Here is a 24,878-nt window from a genome sequence, read left to right as displayed (position 1 = left end):
TCATTTTTTAATAGATTTATGGTATAATTATAGTAATAATATTTGATTCATGAAGGCTACATAAGTTGGTAATAATAACCTAGTCAGAGAATTAGAAGTGAAGTTCATTCTCCAATTCGGTTTTATTAATAAATTTTTTATAAGGTGTGATTTTGTGACAGATCAAGTAAACGGAATAGTACAACATCGAAAACTCCCTCTTAGTAAAAAAATCTTTCGAGCGATAGCCATTACTCTTGGAGCAATTTTAATGGCTACCGGTCTAGAGATCTTTTTAGTTCCTAACAAAGTAATTGATGGCGGGGTAACAGGTATATCGATTATGTTATCTCATCTAACCGGCCTCGAACTCGGTATCTTTCTATTCCTCTTAAACCTGCCATTTGTTTATTTAGGATACAAGCAGATGGGTAAAACTTTTGCAATATCTACTGTTTATGGAATTATTGTTTTATCTGTGTTTACAACATTATTTCACCCAGTACCGGCCTTTACCGATGATATTCTTCTCGCAACCATTTTTGGAGGTATGATATTAGGAATTGGTGTTGGAATTGTTATTCGCTTTGGCGGTGCTTTAGATGGGACAGAAATTCTATCACTCGTAATAACCAAAAAGGTTCCATTTTCCGTTGGTCAAATTATTATGTTTATCAACCTCTTTATTTTAGGTGCTGCAGGGTTTGTGTTTAGTTTTGATCGGGCGATGTACTCCTTATTGGCTTACGTAATTGCTGCAAAAGCCATAGATACAGTGGTTGAAGGCTTGGAAGAGTCCAAATCAGTTTGGATTATCAGCGATTTAGCTGAAGAAATTGGAAATGCCGTAAATGCTCGTTTAGGCCGTGGTGTAACATACCTTAAGGGTGAGGGAGCCTATACGGGTGACCATAAGAAGGTCATTTTCAGTATCATCACTCGACTAGAAGAATCGAAACTGACAACGATTGTTGAGGAAATTGATCCAAATGCCTTCTTGGCAATAGCAGACATATCCGAAGTTCGTGGCGGGCGTTTTAAGAAGAGGGATATCCATTAGTTTCATACGATTTAGAAAATCTCAGGGCGGAGTTCCTGAGATTTTTTTGTCCTCTTCCAATAGTTTTTATGTTACAGTTGATATGTAACCGATAGTTTACGAGAAAAGGATGAATTGGGATGTCAACAAACAAGACAAGAATCGAGAAGGATTTCCTAGGACAAAAAGAAATACCGGTCGATGCGTATTATGGGATACAAACGATTAGGGCGGTAGAGAATTTCCCTATCACCGGATATCGCATTCATGAGTCTCTGATTAAAGCGCTTGCAATGGTAAAAAAGGCAGCAGCCATCGCTAATATGAACACAACAAGGTTGTACAAAGATCTGGCAATTGTCATCATCAAGGCAGCGGATGAAATTATTACAGGAAAGTGGAATGATCAATTTATCGTGGATCCGATTCAAGGCGGGGCGGGTACATCGATGAACATGAATATGAATGAAGTCATTGCTAACCGAGGACTTGAATTACTTGGTCACGCAAAAGGTGATTATTTTCATTTGAGTCCAAACACACATGTAAATATGTCACAATCTACTAATGATGTATTCCCAACTGCAATACATATTTCTACACTAACGTTATTAGAAAACTTACTGATCACCATGGATAATATGCAAAAAGTCTTTAAACAAAAAGCAGTCCAGTTTGAGAAGGTCATTAAGATGGGACGTACTCATCTTCAAGATGCAGTTCCAATCCGTCTTGGACAAGAATTTGAAGCATACTCTCGGGTGCTGACTCGTGATATTAATCGGATTAAGCATACACGGGAGCATTTATTGGAAGTGAATATGGGAGCTACTGCAGTAGGAACAGGATTAAATGCAGACCCTAAATATATTAAAGATGTGGTTAAACATCTTGCTGAAATTAGCGGTTTCCCACTTGTAAATGCGGAGCATCTCGTGGATGCCACTCAAAATACAGACGCCTATACAGAAGTTTCAGCTGCACTTAAAGTTTGCATGATGAATATGTCAAAAATAGCAAATGACCTTCGTTTAATGGCATCAGGCCCACGCGCAGGTCTCGGAGAAATTCGTTTGCCTGCTCGTCAGCCAGGTTCCTCGATTATGCCTGGAAAAGTAAATCCAGTTATGCCTGAATTAATCAATCAGATTGCCTTTCAGGTAATTGGGAATGACCACACCATTTGTCTTGCTTCCGAGGCTGGTCAATTAGAGCTAAATGTAATGGAGCCTGTTTTAGTTTTTAACCTGCTTCAATCAATTAGTATTATGAACAATGGATTCCGTGTCTTTACTGATCATTGCTTAGTCGGCATTGAAGCAAATGAAGAGCGTTTAAAGGAATATGTGGACAAGAGTGTAGGGATTATTACTGCAGTGAATCCACACCTTGGATATGAGGTGGCAGCACGAATTGCACGTGAAGCTGTCATTACCGGGAAATCTGTACGTGAATTATGTTTGCAATATGATGTCTTAACAGAAGAGGAATTAGATATTATTTTAAATGTCTATGAAATGACTGAGCCAGGGATTGCTGGCGAAGAACTACTAGATAGGGATTAAGAGTTATATGAGATAAAGAATAAACGTGATAAAGGGTACCCATTGCGTTGGGGTACCCTTATTTTTTTATAAGTCCAGTAATTCTGTTAAGGTAACCAAGTTATATCCCATTGATTTTAAAATCGGTATGACCCTATCAACGGCCTCAGGAGTATTAATTCCGCCAATATGCATAAGAATGATGTCTCCGTTACTAGCTCCTGTTTGAATTCTCGAAACAATCACCTCAACAGCAGGCTGCTGCCAATCAATCGTATCAATGGTCCATTGGATGCTGTATGGATATCCTGTACCGCCAACGGCTTTTAGTGCATCTGCATTGTAGGAACCAAAAGGAAAGCGGAAATATGGCTTCGGCGTCACCCCTGAAGCCCTTTTAATCGCTTCCTCTGCTTTGATGATATCCTGTACAAACACATTAGAATTCGTTTTTACTGCGTCGGGGTGGGAGTACGTATGGTTTCCAATATCATGTCCCTCATCTGCCATCCTTTTGGCATAACTTGGAAATTTATCTGCCCAGCTGCCAGTGAGGAAAAAAGTTGCTTTAACATTATGTCGTTTCAGTACATCCAAGATTCCGATTCCAATCGCGTCACTTCCAGCGTCAAAGGTCAGGGCAATTTCTTTTTGCTGAAGGCTGCCATTTGAGACGATAACAGATGGTGCTGTACTTTGAGGCATTTCTTCCTTTGGCGGGTCAGCAGGAGGAGGAGGTTCCACATTTTTACCATATAACTTCAAGATTTGGCCGACAATAATTTTGTCACTTGTTAACGTATTCCATTGTTTGATTTTTTCAACCGTCAAATTGGCACGCTGTGCAATCGAAAATAAGGTGTCACCTTTTACTACCTTATATTCTACTGTACCATTGTCAGGGACAATGATTTTTTCTGGTTCTGCAGGCGGTTGATCAATTGGATTCTCGACATTTGGCTCGTCAGAATCGGGGTCTTCACTAGCAGGTTCTTCAACCTTCGGATCATCATCTGATGGAGGATTTTCTTTATCAGGATTGCCACCATCATTTTTTACAGGAGTCTCGGTTTGGGGTGAATTGGGATTTTTATTCCCTGGGTCCGATATGTTCCAATCAAGAAAAAAGAGCATAAGAACCAATGAAAAAAAAGTGATTGCTGATAATGTAAGGTATATCCACTTCCCGCGAGACTTTTGGAAATGCGAAACGATTCCTAATCCAAAAAATAATGAAAATAACAAAACAGTTAAAATCATTAGTATTCCAGTCATTAAAATTCCCCCTTTTTAACCAAATTAGGGAGCAGAATTCAAGTGTAGAATCATTAGTGGAGGCGGCTTCAAATGGAATAGGATAGGGGGAGGAAAGTAATAGGTATTTATATCTGCTTTAACTATAACATATGAAAAAAGTTAGGCAGAAGACACGGGATAATAAAAAATAAAAAAACCGCACAGTGATTTTCACCATGCGGTTATATATGTTATTTCTCACTTTTCTTTTTATCATCCTGTTTGTCACTCTTTTTATCACTTAATCCTCGGTATATCTGCGTATACATGCTTCCTTCTTTGATGTTTTCAAGGAAAAATGGACCAATAAGTTCTAAATATTCATCATCATCAAATAGCCTTTTGTTTTCTAATTCCATTTCACCCAATCCGTCATAGGTAGATAGTAGTGCGTACGTATGATCTTCACCAGATATCGGTGTAAGAATTTCAACATGATGGTTATAATTTTCATTTCTGAATTTTTTTATCTCTCTTAAATTTTCTATCGCTTCTTTAAAATTTTCTTGCTTAATAATAAACGTCTGATAAACAAAAACAGACATTAAAGCACCCCCAGAAAAATATACAAACATACTATCTTTATAATTCTCCAGAAAGTCTGTTTATTATTCGAGATAAGCAAATTTACAATAAAGTAATGTTCGCTTTTGAACAATCCTCCATAATTTGATCATTCCATACAGAAACCTGAACCTCGCCGATATGAACCTTTTTCAGGAAAAACATACATATTCTTGATTGTCCAATACCTCCGCCAATCGTATAAGGCAGTTCACGGTTTAGAATGGCTTGATGGTATTCTAAGGACATTCTATCTTCATTGTTAGAAATCTTTAATTGCTTTTTCAGCGCATCTTCATCTACACGGATCCCCATCGAAGAAACTTCGATTGCTTGTTCTAATTCAGGATACCAGAAAATAATATCACCGTTTAGGGACCAATCATCATAATCTGGAGAACGTCCATCATGTTTTTCACCAGACAGTAACTTACCGCCAATTTGCATGATAAACACGGCACCAAATTCTTTGGCAATCCTGTCTTCTCGTTCTTTTGGTGTAAGCTCAGGGTACATGGTTTCCAGTTCCTGTGTGGTAATAAAATGAATCTCTTCAGGCAGGACAGGCTCCAATACAGGATAAAACTCGTGTAAATGTTTTTCTGTGTTTTTAAAAACTTGATATATTTTTTGAACTTCTGATTTTAACGACTCAATGTTGCGTTGTTCTTTAGAAATGATTTTCTCCCAATCCCATTGATCGACATAAATGGAATGCAAGTGATCTAAAACTTCATCTCTTCTAATGGCATTCATATCGGTATACAGACCTGCACCTAAGGCAAAGCCATATCTAGCTAAAGCCATCCTTTTCCATTTTGCTAATGATTGAACGATTTCTATATTAGCATTCTTAATATCAATGGCTTCAAAAGAAACCATTCTTTCCACACCATTTAAATCATCATTTAAACCTTTTCCAGATTTTAAAAGGATAGGGGCAGATACTCTTGTTAAATTTAACGCACCAGCTAAGGAACTTTCAAAGAAATCTTTCGTTTGTTTTATGGCTACTTCCGTTTGTAATAAATCTAATTTTGACGAGTAACCTTGTTTTGTAGAAAGTGAATTCGACATATAATAAATAACCTCCAGTAAAAAAACTTAAAAATGAACGATGATTATTTATGCAATCAACGACATACGAAATGAATATTCTGAAATTATAGCAAAGTTACGATTGCCTTACCATAAGTTTAGAAAAAAAAAATCCCTTCACCATTTACCTCGGTGAAGAGATTTTATCGCTACCTTAATTGATCCCAATCTGAGTAAGCTCCACTGCCTTCGCAGCCCGGGCATTCCACAGAGTTATAATAAGCAAATTCATTATATGGATAAACAGTAAAGCCTCTCCCATAACAATCAGGGCATTTGTCCTGATCCTTCATATGAGAAACATGATTTTGATATCTTGTTTCCCTCCACTGGTTAAAGGAGTTAATTAAACCCATTTCGTTCACCTCGCTGTTTTTAATTAGTATGTCGAAAAATGGAATATTTATGCAGGCGCCGACTCGTATGTTTTTTGCCATCAATCAAAAAATATATGTGAGGTGATAAAAATGAGTGATTGGAATGAACAAGCAGCGCCTAATAATAATATCCCTGCAAGGATAGTTAGACCTTTTGAGCGCCGTGATCAAAATGTTAATCATGAGTTTTCAGAGGAGCTATCCGATGGCGGTGAACGTGACGAGTTTATCCAAAAACAAAAGAAGATAAAGAAATAGCGATAATAGTGGCGATAATAAAATCGTCACTTTTTTATTTTACAAATTTATTTAGATGGTGTAGAATTTCTATGTACCTAATAATTCTAGGTAGGTGAAAATATGTTTAATCGTGAATTGGTAAAAGGTAGTACATCCTTAATCTTGCTTCAATTGCTAAATGAAAGAGATATGTACGGTTATGAATTGGTAAAGGAATTAGAACAGCGAAGTGATAATGACCTAAGTGTTAAAGAGGGTACATTATATCCGGCCCTGCACAAGCTTGAAAAACAAGAGTATATTGAATGCTATTGGGTTGAGCAGGAGAAGGGTCCTGCACGTAAATATTACACAATTACGGATGCGGGAAAAGAAGTCTTAAATGAAAAAACCCGTGAATGGCAGGATTTTGTGAAGGTTATGAACAAGGTAATAGGGAGACCAAAGCATGGAACGGCCGAAGAATAAGTTTTTAGAAGAACTGGATCACAGGCTTGGTAACCATGAAGATAAAAAGAGTATTCTCTTGGAATATGAAACACATATCGAAGAAATTCTTTTAGAATCTTATGACTGTGGTAATGAAAATGAGTTGATGGAACGAATTATTTCGAGATTAGGCAGCCCTGAGGAAATCGCGTCTCTGTGGAAACAGGAACTTTCTGTTACTCCGAGTAATATGAAATGGCTTTTTATCTTAATGAATATTCTCTTTTTTGGCGGCGGGAGCCTATTGACGCTTTTTCATAATGTATTTCAGTGGAATTGGCTTTCTGTGGTTTGGAGACATTTAACGGCAATCCCATCAATAATCGCTTTCATCTATATGTTTTTTTGGGCGCTGCTCGGCTACGAAATAGGGAAAGGATTTGGCCACGGAGGAAGGACACTGCTAAAGAAGACTTTTTTACTGTCGCTAATTCCAAATCTCATGTTAATGGTTTTAACTGTTTTTGAAATTATTCCCCACTCTTGGTTCGAACCGCTTTTAACGAAAACATTTATTATTGCTTGTATCATTTTGACCATCCTCTTATATCCAATTAGTTGGCTTGGATATCGGTGGGGGAGAAAGGCTTCGATATAAGCAGCTTTTTTTTACCTATATACATAGTAAAACTATGTATATAGAAATTCTATGAGGAGGTATGATGGTTGATGGAAATGAAATTAGCTAAAAAGGATTGGTTGTTTTTATTCATGTGTATTGTGGTAGGCATTATCGCGGAGGAAGCGTTTTTTCGAGCCGAAATCGGGATATCCTACCTGGTGTTTTTAACCGCTTTTTTCGCTTTGTTTTTTTACCGTTTCCGAGGATTTTCTTACTCTCACCAGCGGTTCGGATATCTCGTCCTGATCTGTATCTGGCTCTTGGCAGCAGGCTATTTTATTAATGATAATCTTTTCTTTTATGCTTTGAATATCTTTGGGATTCCAGCACTTGTAATATTTCATTTGGTCGTGATTACAGGCCAAAAAAGTATTCGTTGGAACAAACTAGCCTTTATTTCTTACTTGTTTTCAAAATTTGTGGCTTCTATAAAGTATAATTTCGTTTTTGCGTCATATATTGGAAAGTTTTTTAAACAAGGAATAGAGGAAAGCAGGTTCCAAGTGTGGAAAAAAGTCGGGATTGGTATTTTGATTTCCCTTCCAGTTTTGTTTGTTGTTTTAATGTTACTGATGTCAGCAGATACAGAATTTGAAAAACTGATGGGGGATATTCCACAGTGGTTTGACGTGCTTGACGGTGAAATAGTAGTTAGAATACTTGTTGTATTGTTCTTTACCTTTGCATTCTTTAGTTTCTTGCAGACTCTTATCCAAAAACAAATCAATGCCGTTATTCATAGTGCTGATAAACAATCGTTCAAAATGGACGCTATTATCACCATTACGGTCCTTGTATTAATAAACATGGTATATGTTCTATTTACTGTTGTCCAATTTAAGTACTTTTTTAGTGGGACGTTGCAAGGGAATTTCACCTATGCAGAATATGCGAGAAAGGGATTTTTTGAATTATTATTTGTCACACTTATTAACCTTACGATTACGATTCTCGTTTTAACCTTTGTTGACCGTGCCACGGGCTTTATAAAAAGATTCATGCAAATAATGCTCACGGCACTTGTCTTGGCCAGTGCAGTGCTATTAAGTTCAGCTTTCTTGCGGTTAAGCATGTATGAAGAAGCCTATGGGTTTACATTTATCAGGGTTATGGCGCACTCGTTTATGATTTTCCTTGTTGTCATTTTCATGTATACATTGATTAAAATTTGGATCGAAAAACTGTCGTTATTCCACTTTTATTTTATTAGTGCCTTACTGTACTACACCCTGATGAACGTCATTAATGTTGAGCAAATTATTGTAGCAAAGAATATCCAACGTTACGAACAAAGCGGCAAAATTGATGTTTATTATCTAAATAGTTTATCTTACAGTGGTATCCTAGGGTTAATCCAGTTATATGAAAAAAATCCTCAGCTCCCGGACTTAAAAAATATTTTGCTTGAGAGGAAAAACGAAGCAAATCTGAACAATATCCCATGGCAATCCTATAATCTAAAAAGATTGCAAGCAAATGAGGAATTAAAAAAACTATATTTAGAATAAAGGTTATTAAGGGATTTAGTCGAAATTAAAAGAGTATAAAAAATTATTGAGGAGAAATGCATGATGAATCGCAAAGATGTATTACTCGAACAATTCCTTTGTTGTCAAAAAAAGAGCCATTGGTTTGTCTCGTTTGAAAAGGCAGTGGCTGGATTAACTCCAGAGCAGGCCCTTTGGAAAAAATCTGACTGTGAGAATTCTATTTGGGAAATTATTAGTCATTTAGTATTTTGGAATAAACGGTTCCTAAACCGCTTTAAAAATAGTGAAAATCCAAAGATGGATGGTAATAATGATAGCACTTTTGCCTATCTGCAAGAGTTGGAATGGGAGCAGGTCTTACTACAATACAATCAAGTAATGATAGATTGGTATGAAACCATTGAGAAAAGTGAAGATGAGAAGTTTGATGAATCTATTAGTGAGCAATCAAAAGAAACGTGGTTAGAATCCATATCTAGTATCACCCTTCATAACGCTTATCATATCGGACAAATCGTGACCATTCGAAAGTTACAGGGTTCTTGGAACAAGGAACAAGGAGTAAGTTAATTAAGTTAATTTGGTGCAGCCAAACCGGCTGCACTTATTAACATTGTTAAGGTTTTGTAAAATAGTTCTTTGTATCTTCAAAGGTAGGGATAGATTTCCTTTTTAAGGGAATATTCTGGGCATTTGTAACCTGTCTATTTTTCGAATATTTTGGTAATATTTGTGCTTGAGAGAGGAAATAATAATTTCAACTAGCAAGCTGCTAGAAAATCTATTAAGAGAGAGGAATTGTTACGTTGAAAGTATCAAATCCCATACCATGTCAAAGTGAAAAGCATCTAACGCAACTGGCATCAGTTGGTCAAATTGCCGCAGGTATTGCTCATGAAGTTCGTAATCCATTAACGGCTGTTAAAGGGTTTTTGCAATTGCTAGAGCATGATAGTAATCCTGAGTATATTAATATTGCTCAATTAGAATTGGAGAATGCATTAACAACATTGAATGATCTTCTTCAGGTTTCTAAACCCGATCAAGAGAATGAGGAACCCCAAAAGTTTCTTATAGCAGTCGAGCTAGAATCGATCTTGAATTTATTTCAAGATAAAATATATGATATTCAAATAAATACAAGTTACTATGATACAAATACACCGATTTATGGTAAAAAAAATCAGTTTAAAAAGGCATTTTTTAATCTAATTAAAAATGCATTGGAATCGATGAATGAATCTGGTTCATTAACAATCAGTCATTTTGCTGAAGGAAATGAAGTAGTGGTATGTATAGAAGATACGGGGGTCGGAATCCCAACTGAAAAATTATCGTTACTGGGTACACCGTTTTTTTCAACTAAGGACCTTGGTACGGGGATGGGATTAACTCAAGTGTTCTCTACTGTTTATCAGCATGGCGGCAGAATAAATGTCGAGAGTGAAGTGAATAAAGGAACAAAATTTACCTTAAGAATACCTGTTCGAAATGACTCGAAAAATAGAGGTGTAAAAAAGTTGAATTTGACCTATGAAGAAACGTTATCCATTAAGGAATATTTCTTAGCAAATAAAGATATTTTTGAGAATAGACTACTTGAAGAAGCCATAAATGTGAAAGATAAAATTGATGAGATACATAGAATTGGAAATATTAATCTATTAAGTAACGCACATAGACTCGTGTTATTGATCGTAGAGGAACGTGAACATGAATTAATCTCTTTCGCAAAACAGGAAGGGATAGCTTGGGCAAAATACTCATTAACCATTGCATTTAAATTGGAATGGATACAAGCGATCAGAAGAACTGTGTGGGATTTTCTCTATAATTTTGATATTAATAAAAATAATGATCATTCTTCAGAGTTTTATTTTACATTGGAAAAAAACATCAATCGACAATTTGACCAATTTTTGAATTCATTTTTTATCCAATATAGCAGGTACAAAGATGAATTGTTAGATGCACAGAGAAAACTTCTGGAGAATTTGTCTGTACCCATTATTCCCATCTCACGTGAAATCAGTATCCTGCCGTTAATTGGGGCAATTGATCTTTTTAGAGCTAGTACGATTGAAGATAAATTAATTACGGAAATTGGTAATTCACATATTCATACGTTAATAATAGATCTTTCCGGTGCTGCGGTTATGGAGATTGAAGTCATTCAGCATCTCATCCGGATTATTAATGGTGTCTCGATGATGGGTTGTAAGACGGTTATAACTGGACTTCGGCCAGAAATTGTAAAGCTTGTTATTAACTCGGGGGTTACATTTGAGCACGTCGCCGAGTTAAAGGGGACCTTACAGGTGGCGCTATCTGATTACCTAGGGGAACATAGACTCTAAAATAAAAAGGGCAGAATGGATTCTGCCCTTGCCAATTTTCGAGATTAATCGCCATTGAACATCTCAAAAATTCCTCTTGCGATGCTGCCTTCATCTTTTCCTCCGCCACGGTGGGGGGCAGCTGCAAAGACGCGGCTGGCAAGTCGGCTAAATGGCAGGGACTGAATCCATACCGAACCAGGACCTCTAAGTGTCGCAAAAAATAAACCCTCGCCACCGAAAAGCGCTGTTTTTACTCCTTTAACCATTTCGATATTATATTCGACTCCACTTGTCATAGCCACTAAACATCCGGTATCCACTCTTAAAGTCTGACCTGGAAGTAGTTCCTTTTTTGTAATGGTCCCGCCTGCATGAACAAAAGCGAGTCCATCTCCTTCAAGCTTTTGCATGATAAATCCTTCGCCTCCGAAGAATCCGGTACCAATCTTCCGCTGAAATTCGATTCCAACTGATACTCCTTTTGCGGCCGCAAGGAAAGCGTCCTTTTGGCAGATAATTTTTCCTCCGAGTTCACTTAAGTCCATTGGGATGATTTTACCAGGATAAGGTGATGCAAAGGAAACATGTTTTTTGCCATGACCATGATTGGTAAAGGCAGTCATGAATAAGCTTTCTCCGGTAATAACCCGTTTACCAGCACTAAATAATTTCCCCATCAGGCCGCCGCCGCCAGAAGTACCAGATCCATCCCCAAATATCGTTTCCATATGTATGTTATCTTCCATCATCATAAAGCTTCCTGCTTCCGCAATAACTGTTTCTTGCGGATCGAGTTCCACTTCAACAAATTGCATATCATCCCCATAAATTTTGTAATCAATTTCATGGTTATTCATGATAATATCCCTCCTAATCCTTTATAAATCTATTTTAATAGAAATAGGAAAAAAGTGCTAATTTTAGTATGGCCCATCACATAACTTTATGTATACAATAATGAAGACGATGAGAGCCCCAAATCTTATTAAAAATAAAAAAACGGTCACTCATGAAGATCATGAGTGACCGAATAACAAACCTATACATAAAAAAGACGTCTGCATAATGCAAGACGTCTTTTTGCGTATTGAGGCGAAAAACCACACTCCACATAGTGCGCTCCATAAAGGAATGTTTCTCGACTTACACAACTCAGCTCATCGCTCAATTAATATAACACAGGAAGGGGCGATAACACAACTGGAAATTTTTTTTTACAAATGTCTTGATTATTAATCTGTATTACAATATATTCAAATAATCAGATATACAAATTTATGAGATAAGAAGGGTTCGTTCATATGTTTAGTGACAACAGATTCCATCAATATTCCTTACGTAATGTACCAAAAGATGTCCTTTCAGGACTAATTGTCGGTGTTATTGCCATACCACTTGGGATGGCCTTCGCAATTGCTTCAGGGGTGAAGCCGGAATATGGAATCTACACTACAATTGTTGCCGGGATTCTCATTTCTCTTTTAGGAGGATCGAAGTATCAAATTGGCGGTCCAACAGGAGCGTTCATTCCGATTCTATTTGGAATCGTTATGACATACGGGTATGAAAATCTGTTAATTGCAGGCTTTTTAGCGGGAATCATGCTGCTCTTTATGGGAATCTTTAAACTTGGATCATTAATCAAGTTCATTCCAAGACCAGTAACAATTGGATTTACTACAGGGATTGCGATTACTATTTTTACCGGACAGATTGCTAGTTTCTTAGGGTTGACGGGCATTAAGAAACATGAGGAATTTATTAATAATGTAAAAGAAATTGTTATCAACATGAATAGTATTAACTTTTACAGCATTTTAATTGCGGTTATTTGCTTAGCTGTGATTCTTTTGACTCCTAAAATCGCTCCAAAGGTTCCAGGACCATTAATTGGGTTAATGGTTTCAACCATAATTGCAACCTTGTTCTTTCCCAATCAGGTTGCAACAATCGGCACAGCTTATGGGGAGATTCCTAGTACATTGCCAAAGCTGCAAATACCTAATTTAAGCTTTGAGATGATTATAACTCTCTTAAAACCAGCGTTTGTTATTGCGATGCTCGGCGGGATTGAATCATTGCTCTCAGCGGTGGTTGCTGATGGCATGACGAATAGCAAGCATAATAGCAACAAGGAACTTATAGGGCAGGGGATTGCCAATATGATCACTCCGCTGTTTGGAGGTATTCCTGCAACAGGAGCGATTGCCAGAACAGCGACAAATATAAAAAATGGTGCGATTTCACCGTTATCTGGTATTATTCACGGGGTTGTGGTTTTACTTGTGTTACTATTCTTTGCTCCGTTTGCTTCTTATATTCCGCTTGCAAGCATGGCACCAATCTTAATGGTTGTGGCATGGAATATGAGTGAACGGAAGGTATTTACACATATATTAAAAACAAAATCTACGGATTCGCTTGTTTTAGTGGTGACCTTTTTATTAACCGTTTTTGTGAATTTAACAACGGCGGTCGAAGTTGGTTTGGTTATGGCGGCGGTATTATTCACGAAGAGAATGAGTGATTTGATGATTACGGCAAAGGCTTTACCAAACCCTATGCATAAACACGCAAAGATCGTGTCGGGAATGGTATCAGATTCACACGATTGTCCTCAAATCAGTATCTATAATGTAGAAGGTCCATTATTCTTTGGCGCAGCACAGACGTTTGAAACATCGATTATGAATACGATTAACTATCGACCAAAGATTTTGTTATTACGGATGAGCAGGGTACCATTTATGGATACGACGGGTGAGGAAAATTTGGCTAGTATTGTGTCCCATTTTTCAAAAAATGGTATAGTTATTATATCGGGAATAAACGAACAGCCTAAAAATGTTTTGGTAAGTACAGGCTTATATGAAGTGATTGGTCAGGAACATTTCTTTGAACACACTGGTGACGCCATTCAGTTTGCGTTATCGCAGCTAGAGCAAAATAAATGTCTCGGCTGTAAACACTTCGTATTTAAAGAGTGTAAGAGGCTTTCAGCTTCCGAAGTTTTGTATAGCAGCAAACAGAAGCTCTCGGCTACTTACTAGTTAAATTAAGGAAGTGGATGGATTGAATCTTGAAATGCAGCAATTTAAGGCGGAATTCTTCAAAGCACTTGCACATCCCTTGAGGATCCGCATATTAGAGCTGCTAGCAGAAGGGGACAAAAATGTAAACGAAATACAAACCCTTGTTGGCAGTGAAGGTTCTGCTGTTTCACAGCAGTTAACTATACTAAGAGCAAAGAATATTGTCTCTGGTACAAAGGAAGGAAACAAAGTCATTTATACGCTTAAAGACCCCATGATTGTCGAACTTTTAGCGGTAGCTCGTCAGATTTTTAATAATCATTTAGTTGACACGATTACTATATTAGATAAGTTTAGAGACGAGGATGAAGAAGTCATGACCACGCCGAAGAAATAACATTCTTCGGCGTTTTTTATGTTAATTTTAAGGTTTAGAAATACTCATTAAAGATGTCGTCAAAGATATTAAATGTAAAATTGGCAAGATTGGTAGAAACCAGGTTTTGGTTACGAATCCGAACAGAAATCATCATGAAAGGTAAGGTGAAAATATAGTGAGATTGCCTTGTAAACCTCGAATTTTGTAGGCTTTTGTCTATAGTACTTTATTGACGTTCACCTGAAAAAATGTTAAATTTTAGTCAGCCGTTGCACGAGATTAGATTTATGTGACAAAGCTTGTTCAAGTTTTAACAGAAGTTTGGATAAGAAAGTGGAAGTAAAGCTATCACGTTGTAATTTGGTGAATTTTACACATGGCTTAATCTAAGCCAATAGGAGGATTTTTTTACATGAAAAACGGTAAAGTAAAATGGTTCAACTCTGAAAAAGGTTTCGGATTTATCGAAGCTGAGGACGGAAACGACGTATTCGTTCACTATTCCGCTATCCAAACAGAAGGTTTCAAAACTTTAGAAGAAGGTCAAGAAGTATCTTTCGAAGTTGTTGAAGGTGCTCGTGGACCACAAGCTGCTAACGTAACTAAAAAGTAATTTATGAAGCCAATGATTTAACAGCCCGACCAAAGTGTCGGGCTGTTTTTTGCGTTTAAACTAAAAAAACTCCGCCCAGTATTACCTGTTATTTCTATGATTTCCAACCTCACAAAAGATGGTATTTTGCTATAATAGTAGGTATGAGTGAATAAAGATGGGGTGACAATATATGAAATTTATCCATACAGCTGACTGGCACTTAGGAAAGTTAGTGCATGGTGTGTACATGACAGAGAACCAGAGGGAAGCACTAAATCAATTTGTAGAAATTGTTGCCGAAGAAAAGCCGGATGCCGTTGTCATTGCCGGTGATTTATATGACCGTTCCGTACCGCCAACCGATGCCGTTGATCTATTAGATGAAATACTATTTAAAATTAACGTAGAGCTGAAGACCCCAGTGGTTGCGATTGCTGGAAACCATGACAGTGCTGAAAGATTGTCATTTGGCAGCTCATGGTATAAGCACAGCCATTTCTACTTATCTGGTAAGCTAACAAATAGTTTTAAACCCGTACAGGTAAACGGCGTTAATTTCTACTTAGTTCCGTTTGCAGAACCCGGGGTGGTACGTCAGCTGCTTGAGGATGATTCCATTCATTCCCACCAGGACGCGATGAAGGCATTGATTGGAAAAATGGAGGCACACTTGAATCCTAATGAACCAAATGTCTTAGTAGGGCATGCTTTCGTGCTTGGGGGACAGACATCAGACTCGGAGCGTGTTCTATCCGTTGGAGGTTCTGGGTGTGTAGGTGCTGAGCTATTCGAACCTTTTTCCTACACAGCTCTTGGTCATCTCCACAGCCCTGACGCCATCAAACATGACAAGGTTAAATATTCAGGCTCTCTATTAAAATATTCGTTTTCAGAAGCGAAACAAAATAAATCCATTTCTATTATCGAGATGGACGAAAAAGGAAACTTTTCTCATCGATACCGCTCGTTGAATCCAACACATGACATGCGTGAACTTGAAGGACATCTTGAGGAATTATTAGATCCTTTCTTTTATGAAAAACAACGTTTGCATGATTATTTGAAAATCACCTTACTAGATGAAGGGGCACTTCTTGACCCAATCAATAAATTACGTCAAGTATATCCAAACGTCTTACATCTTGAACGGAAAATAGATATAACGGATATGAAGAAAAAGCAGTCATTTACTATCACACGAAGTGAGAAAAAATCTGAGCTCGAATTATTTGAGCAATTTTATACAGAAATGACAACAGCTGAATTTTCAGCTGATAAAAAGGAAGTAATGGCAGACGTGATTGAAAAAGTTTTACGAGAGGAGGCAGTGAAGTGAGACCATTAAAATTAACCATGCAGGCATTTGGTCCATACGCTGATGTCGAAACAATTGATTTCACAGAGCTTGGTAATCGCACCATGTTTGTGATCTCTGGGAAGACAGGGTCGGGTAAAACAACGATTTTTGACGCAATTAGTTATGCGATCTATGGGAAAGCAAGTGGTGAGGACCGTAATGGGCCGGAACTCAGAAGCCAATTTGCTAAAGCAGATTTGGTAACAGAGGTCTCACTTGACTTCGCTATCCGAAACAAAGTTTATTCCATTACCCGCCTTCCGCAGCAGCCTAAAAAAAAGGAAAAGGGCGAAGGATTCACCACCTTACCAGCAAAAGCGGAATTATACAGCTGGGATGAGAACGGGGAAAAGAAATTACTAGCTGCCAAAATTAATGATGTGGAGGAAAAAATTAAAGAGATTATGCTGATTGACAGCAATCAGTTCCGCCAAATTTTAATGATTCCACAAGGGGAATTCAGGAAGCTGTTAACGTCTGATAGTAAGGATAAAGAAGTTATTTTACAGCGCTTGTTCCATACACAGATTTATAAGATGGTCGAAGAGAGATTAAAGACTGAATCTACAGAGTTAAAAAATTCAGTAGAAATGCAGGTTCAGACTAGGAGTGAAAACCTCAGGCGGATTCAAGCGATAACGAACGAAGAGCTTAAAGGTTATTTAGAAGCAGACAGTGTAAATGATTTGATACTCATGCCGCTATTACTGGAAGAAATCAATGGTATGGAAAGCCTGCTTGAAAAATTGGTCATCGCCTTGAAAGAAAAGGAGCAGGAACAAGATATCTTAAAAGGCAAGCTGTTTGAAGCTGAAACGATATTAAAACAAATCCAAACAAGAGAAGCATTAAAAGAGGCAAAACTTAAGCTCGACTCACAAGCAGATCTTTTTGCAGAAAAGGAAAAACAGGTGCAGCTTGCGCATAAAGCAGCACTACTGGCACAGCAAGAAGAGCTATGCCACCGATTAAAGCGGGATTTGGATCAACTAAAGGGAAATGTTACTTCTATACAAAGTGAAATAGAAAAACTTGATGTCCTCTCAAAACAGTATGAACAACAATGGCAGGCAGAACAAGAGCGTGAAGGGGAGCGCCAAGAAGCACTTGAAGCTGTTAATCAACTAATCAGTATGAAGGACGATGTTTATTCTTTTGCTGTTTTAGTAAAGGAGTCAGCGTCAGTCGAAGCTTCTCTCAAAAGTGCGAAGGACAGGCAAGAAGAAGCTGAAAATAATCTTCAGAGTTTGGAAGAAAAGGTAAGAAAACTTCAGGACAAAAAGGCAGAAATTGAGAAAGGCCAGCTGAAATTTTTAGAAAATGAACGACAGCTGGAAAAAATGCAAGTTGAGCTAGACCGCTTGGAAAAATACGAACTATATCTTGGACGCCATCAAAATGCTGTAAAGGACCTTAAAGTGAAAGCTGGAAAGTTCGAAAATACGAGTGCGAGGTATCTGGATGCAAAATCATTTGTGGAAGAATTGGAGAATAAATGGCTGCATGGACAAGCGTCACTCTTAGCAGCTCGACTTTCAACAGGTGAAGCATGTCCAGTATGTGGTTCTGAGCACCATCCAGCACCGGCGTCAGCAGATAAGGCTCTTATCCCAAATGAAGAAGACCTTAAAGCTGCCAAGCAGCAGGCAGTACTTTTGGAAAAAGAAAAAGCAGCAGCTGAATCGCTCTTTTTTGAGGCTCAATCTATTGAAAAAACACAACGGGAAAACTGTGAAGAACTTTTAAAAGAAATACTCTCTTATCGGGCAGACTTTACGGAAACCGATTTACATGCAACAAAATCAGAGATTCTTGTTGGTAAAAATCATCTCCAGAATGCCCAAAAAACGCTAAATGAACAAATCAAAATGCTTGGTCAAATTAACAAACACTTAGAGAATAGTGATTCTGAAAAAACCACATTAAAAAATGCTATCCAACAGCTTTCAGCTCATGTAACACAGCTGACTGTACAAGCTACAGAAAAGAAAACGAACCTTTCTAGGATGATGAAGGTTATCCCAGAGAATCTTCGAACACAGGCTGCATATGAAGAGGCGCTAGCAACCTCAAAAAAGCGTCATGAAATGTTGGTGAAAAGGCTTGAAGAGGCACAACAGAGATTACAAGCAGTGAAAGAGAAACGATCCGCTGAAACTGCCAGATTGCAAGACGCAGTTAGACACCATTCTAGCAAAGAGCAGGAGCTTAAAGCAGAGAGAGGAATCTTTGTTACGAAACTTGCTGAACAAGGATTTGAAAATTACAGTCTCTATCATTCATCGAAGAAAACTGAGAGTGAAATCAGGATTCTTGAAGGTGAAATTCGCAGTTATCGTGAAGAGTTACGCTCTGTTTCAGATCGCTTTAAAGAACTAACTGAGTTTTTACAAGATGTAAAGACACCTGATGTCGAGGGGTTAAAGGCATTAGTAGAGAAGCTTGCACTTGAAATTGTAGAGCTTACCAATCAACGGACGGACCTATTTGTTAAGAGACGGGATAATCTTGAAATCTATAACAATGTACAAAGAATTAATGAGCAAATGAAGGTCTTAGAGGAACGGTATAAGCTGATTGGACATCTGCACGAAATTGCTAAAGGACAAAATACGTATCGAATCACATTCGAACGCTATGTTCTTGCGGCATTCTTAGATGATATCTTACGGGAAGCAAATGTCCGGTTAAGAAAAATGACAGCAGGAAGATTCGAACTTCTTAGGAAAACGGATCGTTCAAAAGGGAATGTTCAAAGTGGTTTGGAGCTTCTAGTTTTTGACCAATATACTGGGCAAGAGCGTCATGTAAAGACTTTATCGGGCGGGGAAAGCTTTAAAGCCTCTCTTTCACTAGCCCTTGGGCTTGCCGATGTAGTCCAAAACTATGCAGGCGGCGTTTCATTAGAAACGATGTTTATTGACGAAGGTTTTGGCACGCTTGACCCTGAATCGCTCGATCAAGCAATAGAAGCACTAATGGACATCCAAAGCAGCGGACGCTTGGTTGGAATCATATCTCACGTCCCAGAACTGAAAGAACGAATCGATATTAGACTAGAAGTTATCGCAGGACAAACCGGAAGCCGGACAGAATTTGTTTTTACAAATTAATCGGTTTGCTGTTAGAGCGACCTAAAAAATAAAAGAGTAAAGTTCATGGTCACTCAAAAAAACACGAGGGTTCATTAAGAATCTCTCGTGTTTTTTTGTACTCACTAAACCTAAATAGCTTTAAAGTTTGGAAAAGGATATTTCGCTTCTGCCAGGGATGATAGATTTGTGAGTTCAGCTAAAGCACCAATTTGGTTCCATACTGCCATTACTTTTTCTGATTGATGTGCCTTTTCAATTGCCTCGCTAGACTTCCATTCAGCTATTTCAATAATGGTTCCATCCTCAGCTTGTAATGTTAATAATTCACGTTCGGTTATCAAGCCTTCTTCGCGAAGGACGGGAATATGTACTTTTAGGATTTCTGTTAATTCATTCTCTTTTCCTGGCTTCGGACGATACAGTGCCATAAAAACTAATGCAGACATGAAATAGCCTCCTATATTTTATAGTAATGATGATAACGGTAAATACTAAATGACGTCAACATATCATTAATTTTAATAGACACACTACAACGGTGATGAAATGGAAAGATATTTTCAGGCTGATGGCGAAGATGTATTCATTTTATTTTCATTAACACATTGGATGACATTTCTTGTTTTGTTTGGAACCATTGTCTTAATCTTTCTATTTCGAAAAGTTCTGAGGAAGCCGCCCCTAAATACCATTGTCAGGTCGGGGTTAGCGGCAGTTTTAATCATCTCCGAAATTAGTCTGCATGTGTGGCTTTGGCATATCGGGGAGTGGACCATTCAATATTCACTGCCGTTTCATCTAAGCAGTATTTCCATCCTTTTATCTGCAGCTTTACTGCTTACTAAGAGCTATAGCCTCTTTGAATTTACCTATTTTGCAGGAGTTGGCAGTGCGTTGCAGGCGATGCTTTCGCCCGATATAAGTGCCTACACGTTTCCACATTTCCGTTATGTTCACTTTTTTATTTCGCATGGTGGAATAGTGGTGGCAAACATGTTTATTGTGTTTGTTGAAAAATATAGACCAACCGCAAAGAGTGTATGGAAAGCTTTCTTGTACCTTAACCTTTATACCTTCTTTGTGTTTTTACTGAATTATTTTATTGAAGGAAACTATATGTATATTTCCGAAAAGCCGGTTAACCCCTCGATTTTGGATTATTTAGGACCATGGCCATTGTACATGTTACCACTGGAGGTCATTGCAGTTATCACATTTTTAATCCTCTACGTGCCATTTGGATTATTGGATAGATTTGGAAAAGAATGAACACTATCTTAAGCTAATAACCATAATTTTAAGAATTTGAAGGATTTTTAAAAAATTCTTCCTTTTTGTCGATTAATTTATGAAGGTGTATGAATGATTTAACAGATAAGGTTTAAGCTAATTAAGAGGATAAAATGGCTGCTTTGAATTAGGAGAGAAGTATTCATGATTGTAACCTTTTATTTTTTCATTAGCTGGGTGCTTATCGGACTGTTTTTATTTAATAGAATTCACAAGCGTGCCTCGATCAAAGAGGTTACTTATCTTTTTTTATTAAGCTGTCTCATTAATACTCATACCTATGTGGGATTATTTGACACGTTTAAGTGGATGAAAACCACAACAGATATCAAGTTATTTATTGCGGTTCTTATTTTTAAAAATATTTTTGTCCCATTATTGATTTCCTGATTCACCTTACTGATTTATCGAAGCCCCTTGAACAAAAAGATACTCTTCTTTATTCTTTTCAGTTTGATTATTTTAACGGTTGATTTAATAAACGTAATCCAAGGCATGTACTCCTTTAAACAATGGAATCATTTTTATACATTTATATACTATTCAATCTTCTTGTGGAGTCTATTATTTACCTTGAAATGGTACAGAGGTCTGGATTCGAGTTCAGGGGATGAATACAATGTCCTGGACTGAAACGGGTTTGGTTTAAATGATTACTGTGTTCTAGCCGGTGTAATCATCGCGTGGGGTATTTATTTCTTTATTCCAAAATTATTTTCTAAACAATTCAGGGTACTAATCTTTATCTTTAGTTTAACAGTTGCGAGTATCATGGATAACTCTTTTGGGGTAATCCCATTTGATTATTATGATATTATGGATGGTCCTAAATATACTGGTATGGATCTCGTCGTCTATCTACTTTATCCACCTTACGGCTATTTTTTTCTCTATTTTTATAAAAAGCTCTGTCTCAGTGATAAATATATTGTTTTCTTTATATCGATTGCGACTATATTTTCAATTTGCTATGAATGGTTATTTCACAAAGTTGGAGTTTTTCATTATAAGAATGGGTTTCAAATCGTGTACTCTATATGTTTTTATTTATTTTTCCAAACCTTTTTTATTGTCTATTATCGCTTGGTTGAATTAAAACACTAAAAAAACCAGAAAACAGTTCTGGTTTTTTAGTTTGGATTATTTTTGTTCTAGGTAAGTGGTTAACTCTTTATGAATGGTGAAATGAAAAGCAGGAAAATGAGGATGATTGTCAAATTAGTAATTATACTAGTCGTTTTAAAGGAGTGGGAAGGATGCTGCGGAACACTGCAGGAATTGATGCTGGCGGTTCATTAATCAAAATGGTTTATCAGGAAAATGGAAGAATGCACTTTAAAAAATTCCCCATAAACGAACAGGATTCAGCCATTTCATGGCTTAAACTGTCTGTGCCATCTTTGAAAGTTTCATTAACTGGCGGGAAATCGAGTGTCATACAGAAGAAGTATTTTCCCGAAAGTCAAATCATTCCTGAGTTTCAAGCAACCTGTGAGGGTACACGTTTTTTATTAGAAGCAGAAAATAAAACTATTGAAGATAACTATTTAATCGTAAACATTGGAACCGGAACCTCTTGGCATGTAGTAAAAGGCGATAAGGTAGAGCGGATTCTCGGCAGTGGAATTGGCGGGGGAACTTTTACAGGACTGGGGTCTCTATTAACAAAAGTACGAGGCTACCATCAACTCACATGCCTCGCGGAGGAAGGAAATAAGGGAAATGTCGACATGCTAGTAGAAGACATTTATGAATCAGCTGAAAGTCCCATTAATGGAGAATTAACAGCTGCAAACTTTGCAAAGGGTAATCGATTGAAACATTTAGAAGCGGATCGGCTCGCTTCACTTTCCAATATGATAGCAGAAACGATAGTGTTGTTAACGTCACAGGCAGCAGCCATTCATCAGGTTAACAGTGCTGTTATTATCGGAAGTGCCACTGTTGGTAATAACCCATTAAGACAGGCTCTTGAGTTTTATATGAATATGGTAGGAGTAACACCCGTGTTTTTAGAAAAGAGAGAATTTTGCGGTGCAATTGGAGCCCATATAACTATCTAAAAATGTTCTCTTGAACTATCGGTTCGTTAAAGATAAAGTAAATAGGAAGAGATAAAAAAGCAGGTGGCAACTTTGGAAAAACGATATTTTACAATTGGCATGGCAGGACATATTGATCATGGTAAAACTTCATTGACAAAAGCCTTGACCAATGTGGATACGGACCGATTAAAAGAAGAAAAAGAACGACAAATCTCGATTGAACTCGGATTTGCACCATTATATGAGGATCAGGAAATTCAAATTTCGGTGATTGACGTTCCAGGACATGAGCGCTTTATTCGGCAAATGATCGCAGGGGTTGCTGGAATTGACCTAGTTGTATTGGTAGTGGCAGCAGACGAAGGTGTAATGCCGCAAACACGTGAACATTTGGACATTTTGAAATTCTTAGGCGTGAAAAATGGACTGGTTGCGATCTCAAAAATTGACCGGGTTGATGAAGAATTTATTGAGCTTGTGAAAGATGACATTTTAGAAGAACTAACAGGGAGCGTCTTTGAGGGTGCCCCATTTGTGTTAGTAGACAGCCTATCGAAAAAGGGTATTGAGGAATTAAAAGATTTAATCATTACAACGCTTAAAGAGCAAGAAATGAGAGATGCAAAAGGGGCATTTCGCCTGCCGATTGACCAGGTGTTTACGGTAAAGGGTCAGGGGACTGTTGTTCGTGGAACGGTCTATGAAGGAAGTGTAGAAGAGGGACAAACGCTTAAGATCATGCCAGAAGGTCTGGAAGTAAAAGCAAGGCAGATTCAGGTCCATCATAAGCAAGCGCAAAAGGCATATGCCGGGCAGCGTACGGCTATCAATCTTTCAGGGGTTTCAAAAGAGGATTTAGAACGTGGTGATGTTTTGGTTTCGTCAGAGCATTTTATCGTTACAAAGACAGTCGATGTAGCGATACGTGTGGTTGAGGACCTTGAACATATGGTGAAACAGAGAATGCCGATCAAGCTCCATATCGGAACTACAGAGGTAATGGGACGTATTGTCTTTTTTGACAGGAATGAGCTTAAAGAAGAAAATGGTGAAATATTATGTCAGCTTCGTTTGGAGGACGAAATTCTTACGAAGCGTGGCGATCGGTTTATTTTACGACGTCCAAGCCCGCAAGAAACAATTGGCGGCGGCTGGGTCATCGACCCGAGAGGAAATAAATATCGATTCGGTAATCAAACGATTGAAGAGTTGGAAAAGAAAAAAGAAGGGTCGCCAAAGGAACGGATTACCTCTGCCATTTTTGAAGCGAAAAGCTTAACACTAGGTGAATTAATAAAACGCACAGCGCTAGATGAGGAAACATTGAAAGAGTTTCTACAAGATGATGATTTTGTATTATACAATGGTAAAGAGTATACACTCAAGATGTTAATTAATTCCATTGAGGAAGATGTTTATGACCGCCTGCAAGAATTTCATCAAACCCATTCCATGAAACTTGGGTTGAATAAGGCTGAGCTTTTGCAATCTATGCAAAAAAGATTCCCAAAATCGCTGCTCGATTTTGTGGTTGAAAACGGGATAGCCAATGGCACATTTAAACGAAAAGGACAGTATGTTTCGTTAACAGACTTTGTGCCGCATGTACCAAAAAGCTGGCAAAAGCGTACTGAAAACATGCTTAGTGAAATGAAGGAGGACGGCATGAAGGTCCGTTATTATAAGGGTTATTTTTCAGATTCCGGTATCCCTGATCATTTAGAGGCAGATTTAAAACGTTTCCTTGAAGAGCAAGAGTATGTCGTCCATTTGGACGAGCAATTCGCTTATCACGGAGATGTCTTTAAAGAAGCAGTTGAAAAACTACGAAGTGGTACAGGTGAAGAGTTTGAAGTGGGCAATGCAAAAGAAATCCTAGACCTATCACGCAAATACATGATTCCATTTTTAGAAAGACTAGACTCCAAAGGTCTAACCAAAAGAGTAGAAAACAAACGAATCTGGCAAAAATAATTAAGAAGAACCTCAATCCAAATGAGCGGATTGA

Annotated in this window: 23 protein-coding genes; 17 read left to right on the top strand and 6 right to left on the bottom strand. The window is 37.7% G+C overall.

From position 1 onward, the window contains the following. Positions 1–154 precede the first annotated feature (154 nt). Positions 155–1,039: a YitT family protein gene (locus QFZ31_RS09295; RefSeq protein ID WP_373459839.1), complete on the top strand. Its 885-nt coding sequence runs from the start codon at positions 155–157 to the stop codon at positions 1,037–1,039. A gap of 119 nt (positions 1,040–1,158) precedes the next feature. Further along, positions 1,159–2,583, top strand: a complete 1,425-nt coding sequence (aspA, locus tag QFZ31_RS09290) for an aspartate ammonia-lyase (protein WP_307302659.1) — start codon at positions 1,159–1,161, stop codon at positions 2,581–2,583. 66 nt (positions 2,584–2,649) lie between these two features. Here aspA and QFZ31_RS09285 read toward each other — a convergent pair whose 3' ends face one another. From QFZ31_RS09285 to QFZ31_RS09270, 4 genes are all read right to left on the bottom strand, one after another. Further along, a complete protein-coding gene (locus QFZ31_RS09285) occupies positions 2,650–3,837 on the bottom strand; it encodes a polysaccharide deacetylase family protein (protein ID WP_307302657.1) in 1,188 nt (395 codons plus the stop codon). Between the two features lie 212 nt (positions 3,838–4,049). Further along, positions 4,050–4,403 (bottom strand): hypothetical protein, encoded by a 354-nt coding sequence (locus QFZ31_RS09280; RefSeq protein ID WP_307302655.1) that lies wholly within the window; start codon positions 4,401–4,403, stop codon positions 4,050–4,052. Between the two features lie 82 nt (positions 4,404–4,485). After that, on the bottom strand, positions 4,486–5,499 hold the full coding sequence (gene asnA / locus QFZ31_RS09275; protein ID WP_307302653.1) for an aspartate--ammonia ligase: 1,014 nt from the start codon (positions 5,497–5,499) through the stop codon (positions 4,486–4,488). Positions 5,500–5,669: 170 nt separating this feature from the next. Further along, positions 5,670–5,876, bottom strand: a complete 207-nt coding sequence (locus QFZ31_RS09270; protein ID WP_307302652.1) for a methionine aminopeptidase — start codon at positions 5,874–5,876, stop codon at positions 5,670–5,672. Positions 5,877–5,987: 111 nt separating this feature from the next. On the opposite strand from QFZ31_RS09270, the gene QFZ31_RS09265 reads away from it, so the two are divergent. From QFZ31_RS09265 to QFZ31_RS09240, 6 genes are all read left to right on the top strand, one after another. Beyond that, positions 5,988–6,155 carry a hypothetical protein gene (locus QFZ31_RS09265; RefSeq protein ID WP_307302651.1) on the top strand — a complete coding sequence of 56 codons (168 nt, stop codon included), beginning with the start codon at positions 5,988–5,990 and terminating at the stop codon, positions 6,153–6,155. A 102-nt stretch (positions 6,156–6,257) separates the two neighbouring features. After that, on the top strand, positions 6,258–6,605 hold the full coding sequence (locus tag QFZ31_RS09260; RefSeq protein WP_179599823.1) for a PadR family transcriptional regulator: 348 nt from the start codon (positions 6,258–6,260) through the stop codon (positions 6,603–6,605). Beyond that, complete coding sequence (locus tag QFZ31_RS09255; RefSeq protein WP_307302648.1) at positions 6,586–7,224, top strand: HAAS signaling domain-containing protein; 639 nt, start codon at positions 6,586–6,588, stop codon at positions 7,222–7,224. The genes QFZ31_RS09260 and QFZ31_RS09255 overlap by 20 nt, the downstream gene beginning before the upstream one ends. A gap of 71 nt (positions 7,225–7,295) precedes the next feature. Further along, the gene (locus QFZ31_RS09250; protein WP_307311455.1) at positions 7,296–8,756 is read left to right on the top strand and encodes a DUF4153 domain-containing protein; all 1,461 of its coding nucleotides are present in this window, start codon (positions 7,296–7,298) and stop codon (positions 8,754–8,756) included. Between the two features lie 60 nt (positions 8,757–8,816). Continuing rightward, a complete protein-coding gene (locus QFZ31_RS09245) occupies positions 8,817–9,308 on the top strand; it encodes a DinB family protein (RefSeq protein WP_307302646.1) in 492 nt (163 codons plus the stop codon). 236 nt (positions 9,309–9,544) lie between these two features. Then, on the top strand, positions 9,545–11,095 hold the full coding sequence (locus QFZ31_RS09240; protein ID WP_307302644.1) for an ATP-binding protein: 1,551 nt from the start codon (positions 9,545–9,547) through the stop codon (positions 11,093–11,095). 44 nt (positions 11,096–11,139) lie between these two features. Here QFZ31_RS09240 and QFZ31_RS09235 read toward each other — a convergent pair whose 3' ends face one another. Beyond that, positions 11,140–11,934: a TIGR00266 family protein gene (locus QFZ31_RS09235; protein WP_307302641.1), complete on the bottom strand. Its 795-nt coding sequence runs from the start codon at positions 11,932–11,934 to the stop codon at positions 11,140–11,142. Between the two features lie 444 nt (positions 11,935–12,378). Here QFZ31_RS09235 and QFZ31_RS09230 point away from each other — a divergent pair, with 444 nt between their 5' ends. From QFZ31_RS09230 to QFZ31_RS09210, 5 genes are all read left to right on the top strand, one after another. Further along, entirely contained in the window at positions 12,379–14,127 is a 1,749-nt protein-coding gene (locus tag QFZ31_RS09230) for a SulP family inorganic anion transporter (RefSeq protein ID WP_307302639.1), read from the top strand. 22 nt (positions 14,128–14,149) lie between these two features. Beyond that, entirely contained in the window at positions 14,150–14,506 is a 357-nt protein-coding gene (locus QFZ31_RS09225; protein WP_179599835.1) for an ArsR/SmtB family transcription factor, read from the top strand. 394 nt (positions 14,507–14,900) lie between these two features. After that, entirely contained in the window at positions 14,901–15,101 is a 201-nt protein-coding gene (locus QFZ31_RS09220) for a cold-shock protein (protein ID WP_007083969.1), read from the top strand. A 172-nt stretch (positions 15,102–15,273) separates the two neighbouring features. Further along, the gene (locus QFZ31_RS09215) at positions 15,274–16,419 is read left to right on the top strand and encodes an exonuclease SbcCD subunit D (protein WP_307302638.1); all 1,146 of its coding nucleotides are present in this window, start codon (positions 15,274–15,276) and stop codon (positions 16,417–16,419) included. After that, entirely contained in the window at positions 16,416–19,553 is a 3,138-nt protein-coding gene (locus QFZ31_RS09210; RefSeq protein ID WP_307302637.1) for an SMC family ATPase, read from the top strand. The genes QFZ31_RS09215 and QFZ31_RS09210 overlap by 4 nt, the downstream gene beginning before the upstream one ends. Positions 19,554–19,663: 110 nt before the next feature. Here QFZ31_RS09210 and QFZ31_RS09205 read toward each other — a convergent pair whose 3' ends face one another. Next, complete coding sequence (locus QFZ31_RS09205) at positions 19,664–19,981, bottom strand: antibiotic biosynthesis monooxygenase (protein ID WP_307302635.1); 318 nt, start codon at positions 19,979–19,981, stop codon at positions 19,664–19,666. A gap of 100 nt (positions 19,982–20,081) precedes the next feature. On the opposite strand from QFZ31_RS09205, the gene QFZ31_RS09200 reads away from it, so the two are divergent. From QFZ31_RS09200 to selB, 4 genes are all read left to right on the top strand, one after another. Next, the gene (locus tag QFZ31_RS09200; protein WP_307302633.1) at positions 20,082–20,804 is read left to right on the top strand and encodes a TIGR02206 family membrane protein; all 723 of its coding nucleotides are present in this window, start codon (positions 20,082–20,084) and stop codon (positions 20,802–20,804) included. 165 nt (positions 20,805–20,969) lie between these two features. Then, positions 20,970–21,215, top strand: coding sequence for a hypothetical protein (locus QFZ31_RS09195; protein WP_307302631.1), 246 nt, complete (start codon positions 20,970–20,972; stop codon positions 21,213–21,215). 866 nt (positions 21,216–22,081) lie between these two features. Continuing rightward, entirely contained in the window at positions 22,082–22,888 is an 807-nt protein-coding gene (gene coaW / locus QFZ31_RS09190) for a type II pantothenate kinase (protein WP_307302630.1), read from the top strand. 72 nt (positions 22,889–22,960) lie between these two features. Further along, positions 22,961–24,844 carry a selenocysteine-specific translation elongation factor gene (gene selB / locus QFZ31_RS09185; protein WP_307302629.1) on the top strand — a complete coding sequence of 628 codons (1,884 nt, stop codon included), beginning with the start codon at positions 22,961–22,963 and terminating at the stop codon, positions 24,842–24,844. The last annotated feature ends 34 nt before the right edge of the window (positions 24,845–24,878 follow it).

This window comes from Neobacillus niacini (assembly GCF_030817595.1).
GTDB lineage: Bacteria > Bacillota > Bacilli > Bacillales > Cytobacillaceae > Neobacillus > Neobacillus niacini_G.
This window is presented reverse-complemented; position numbering and strand designations above follow the sequence as displayed.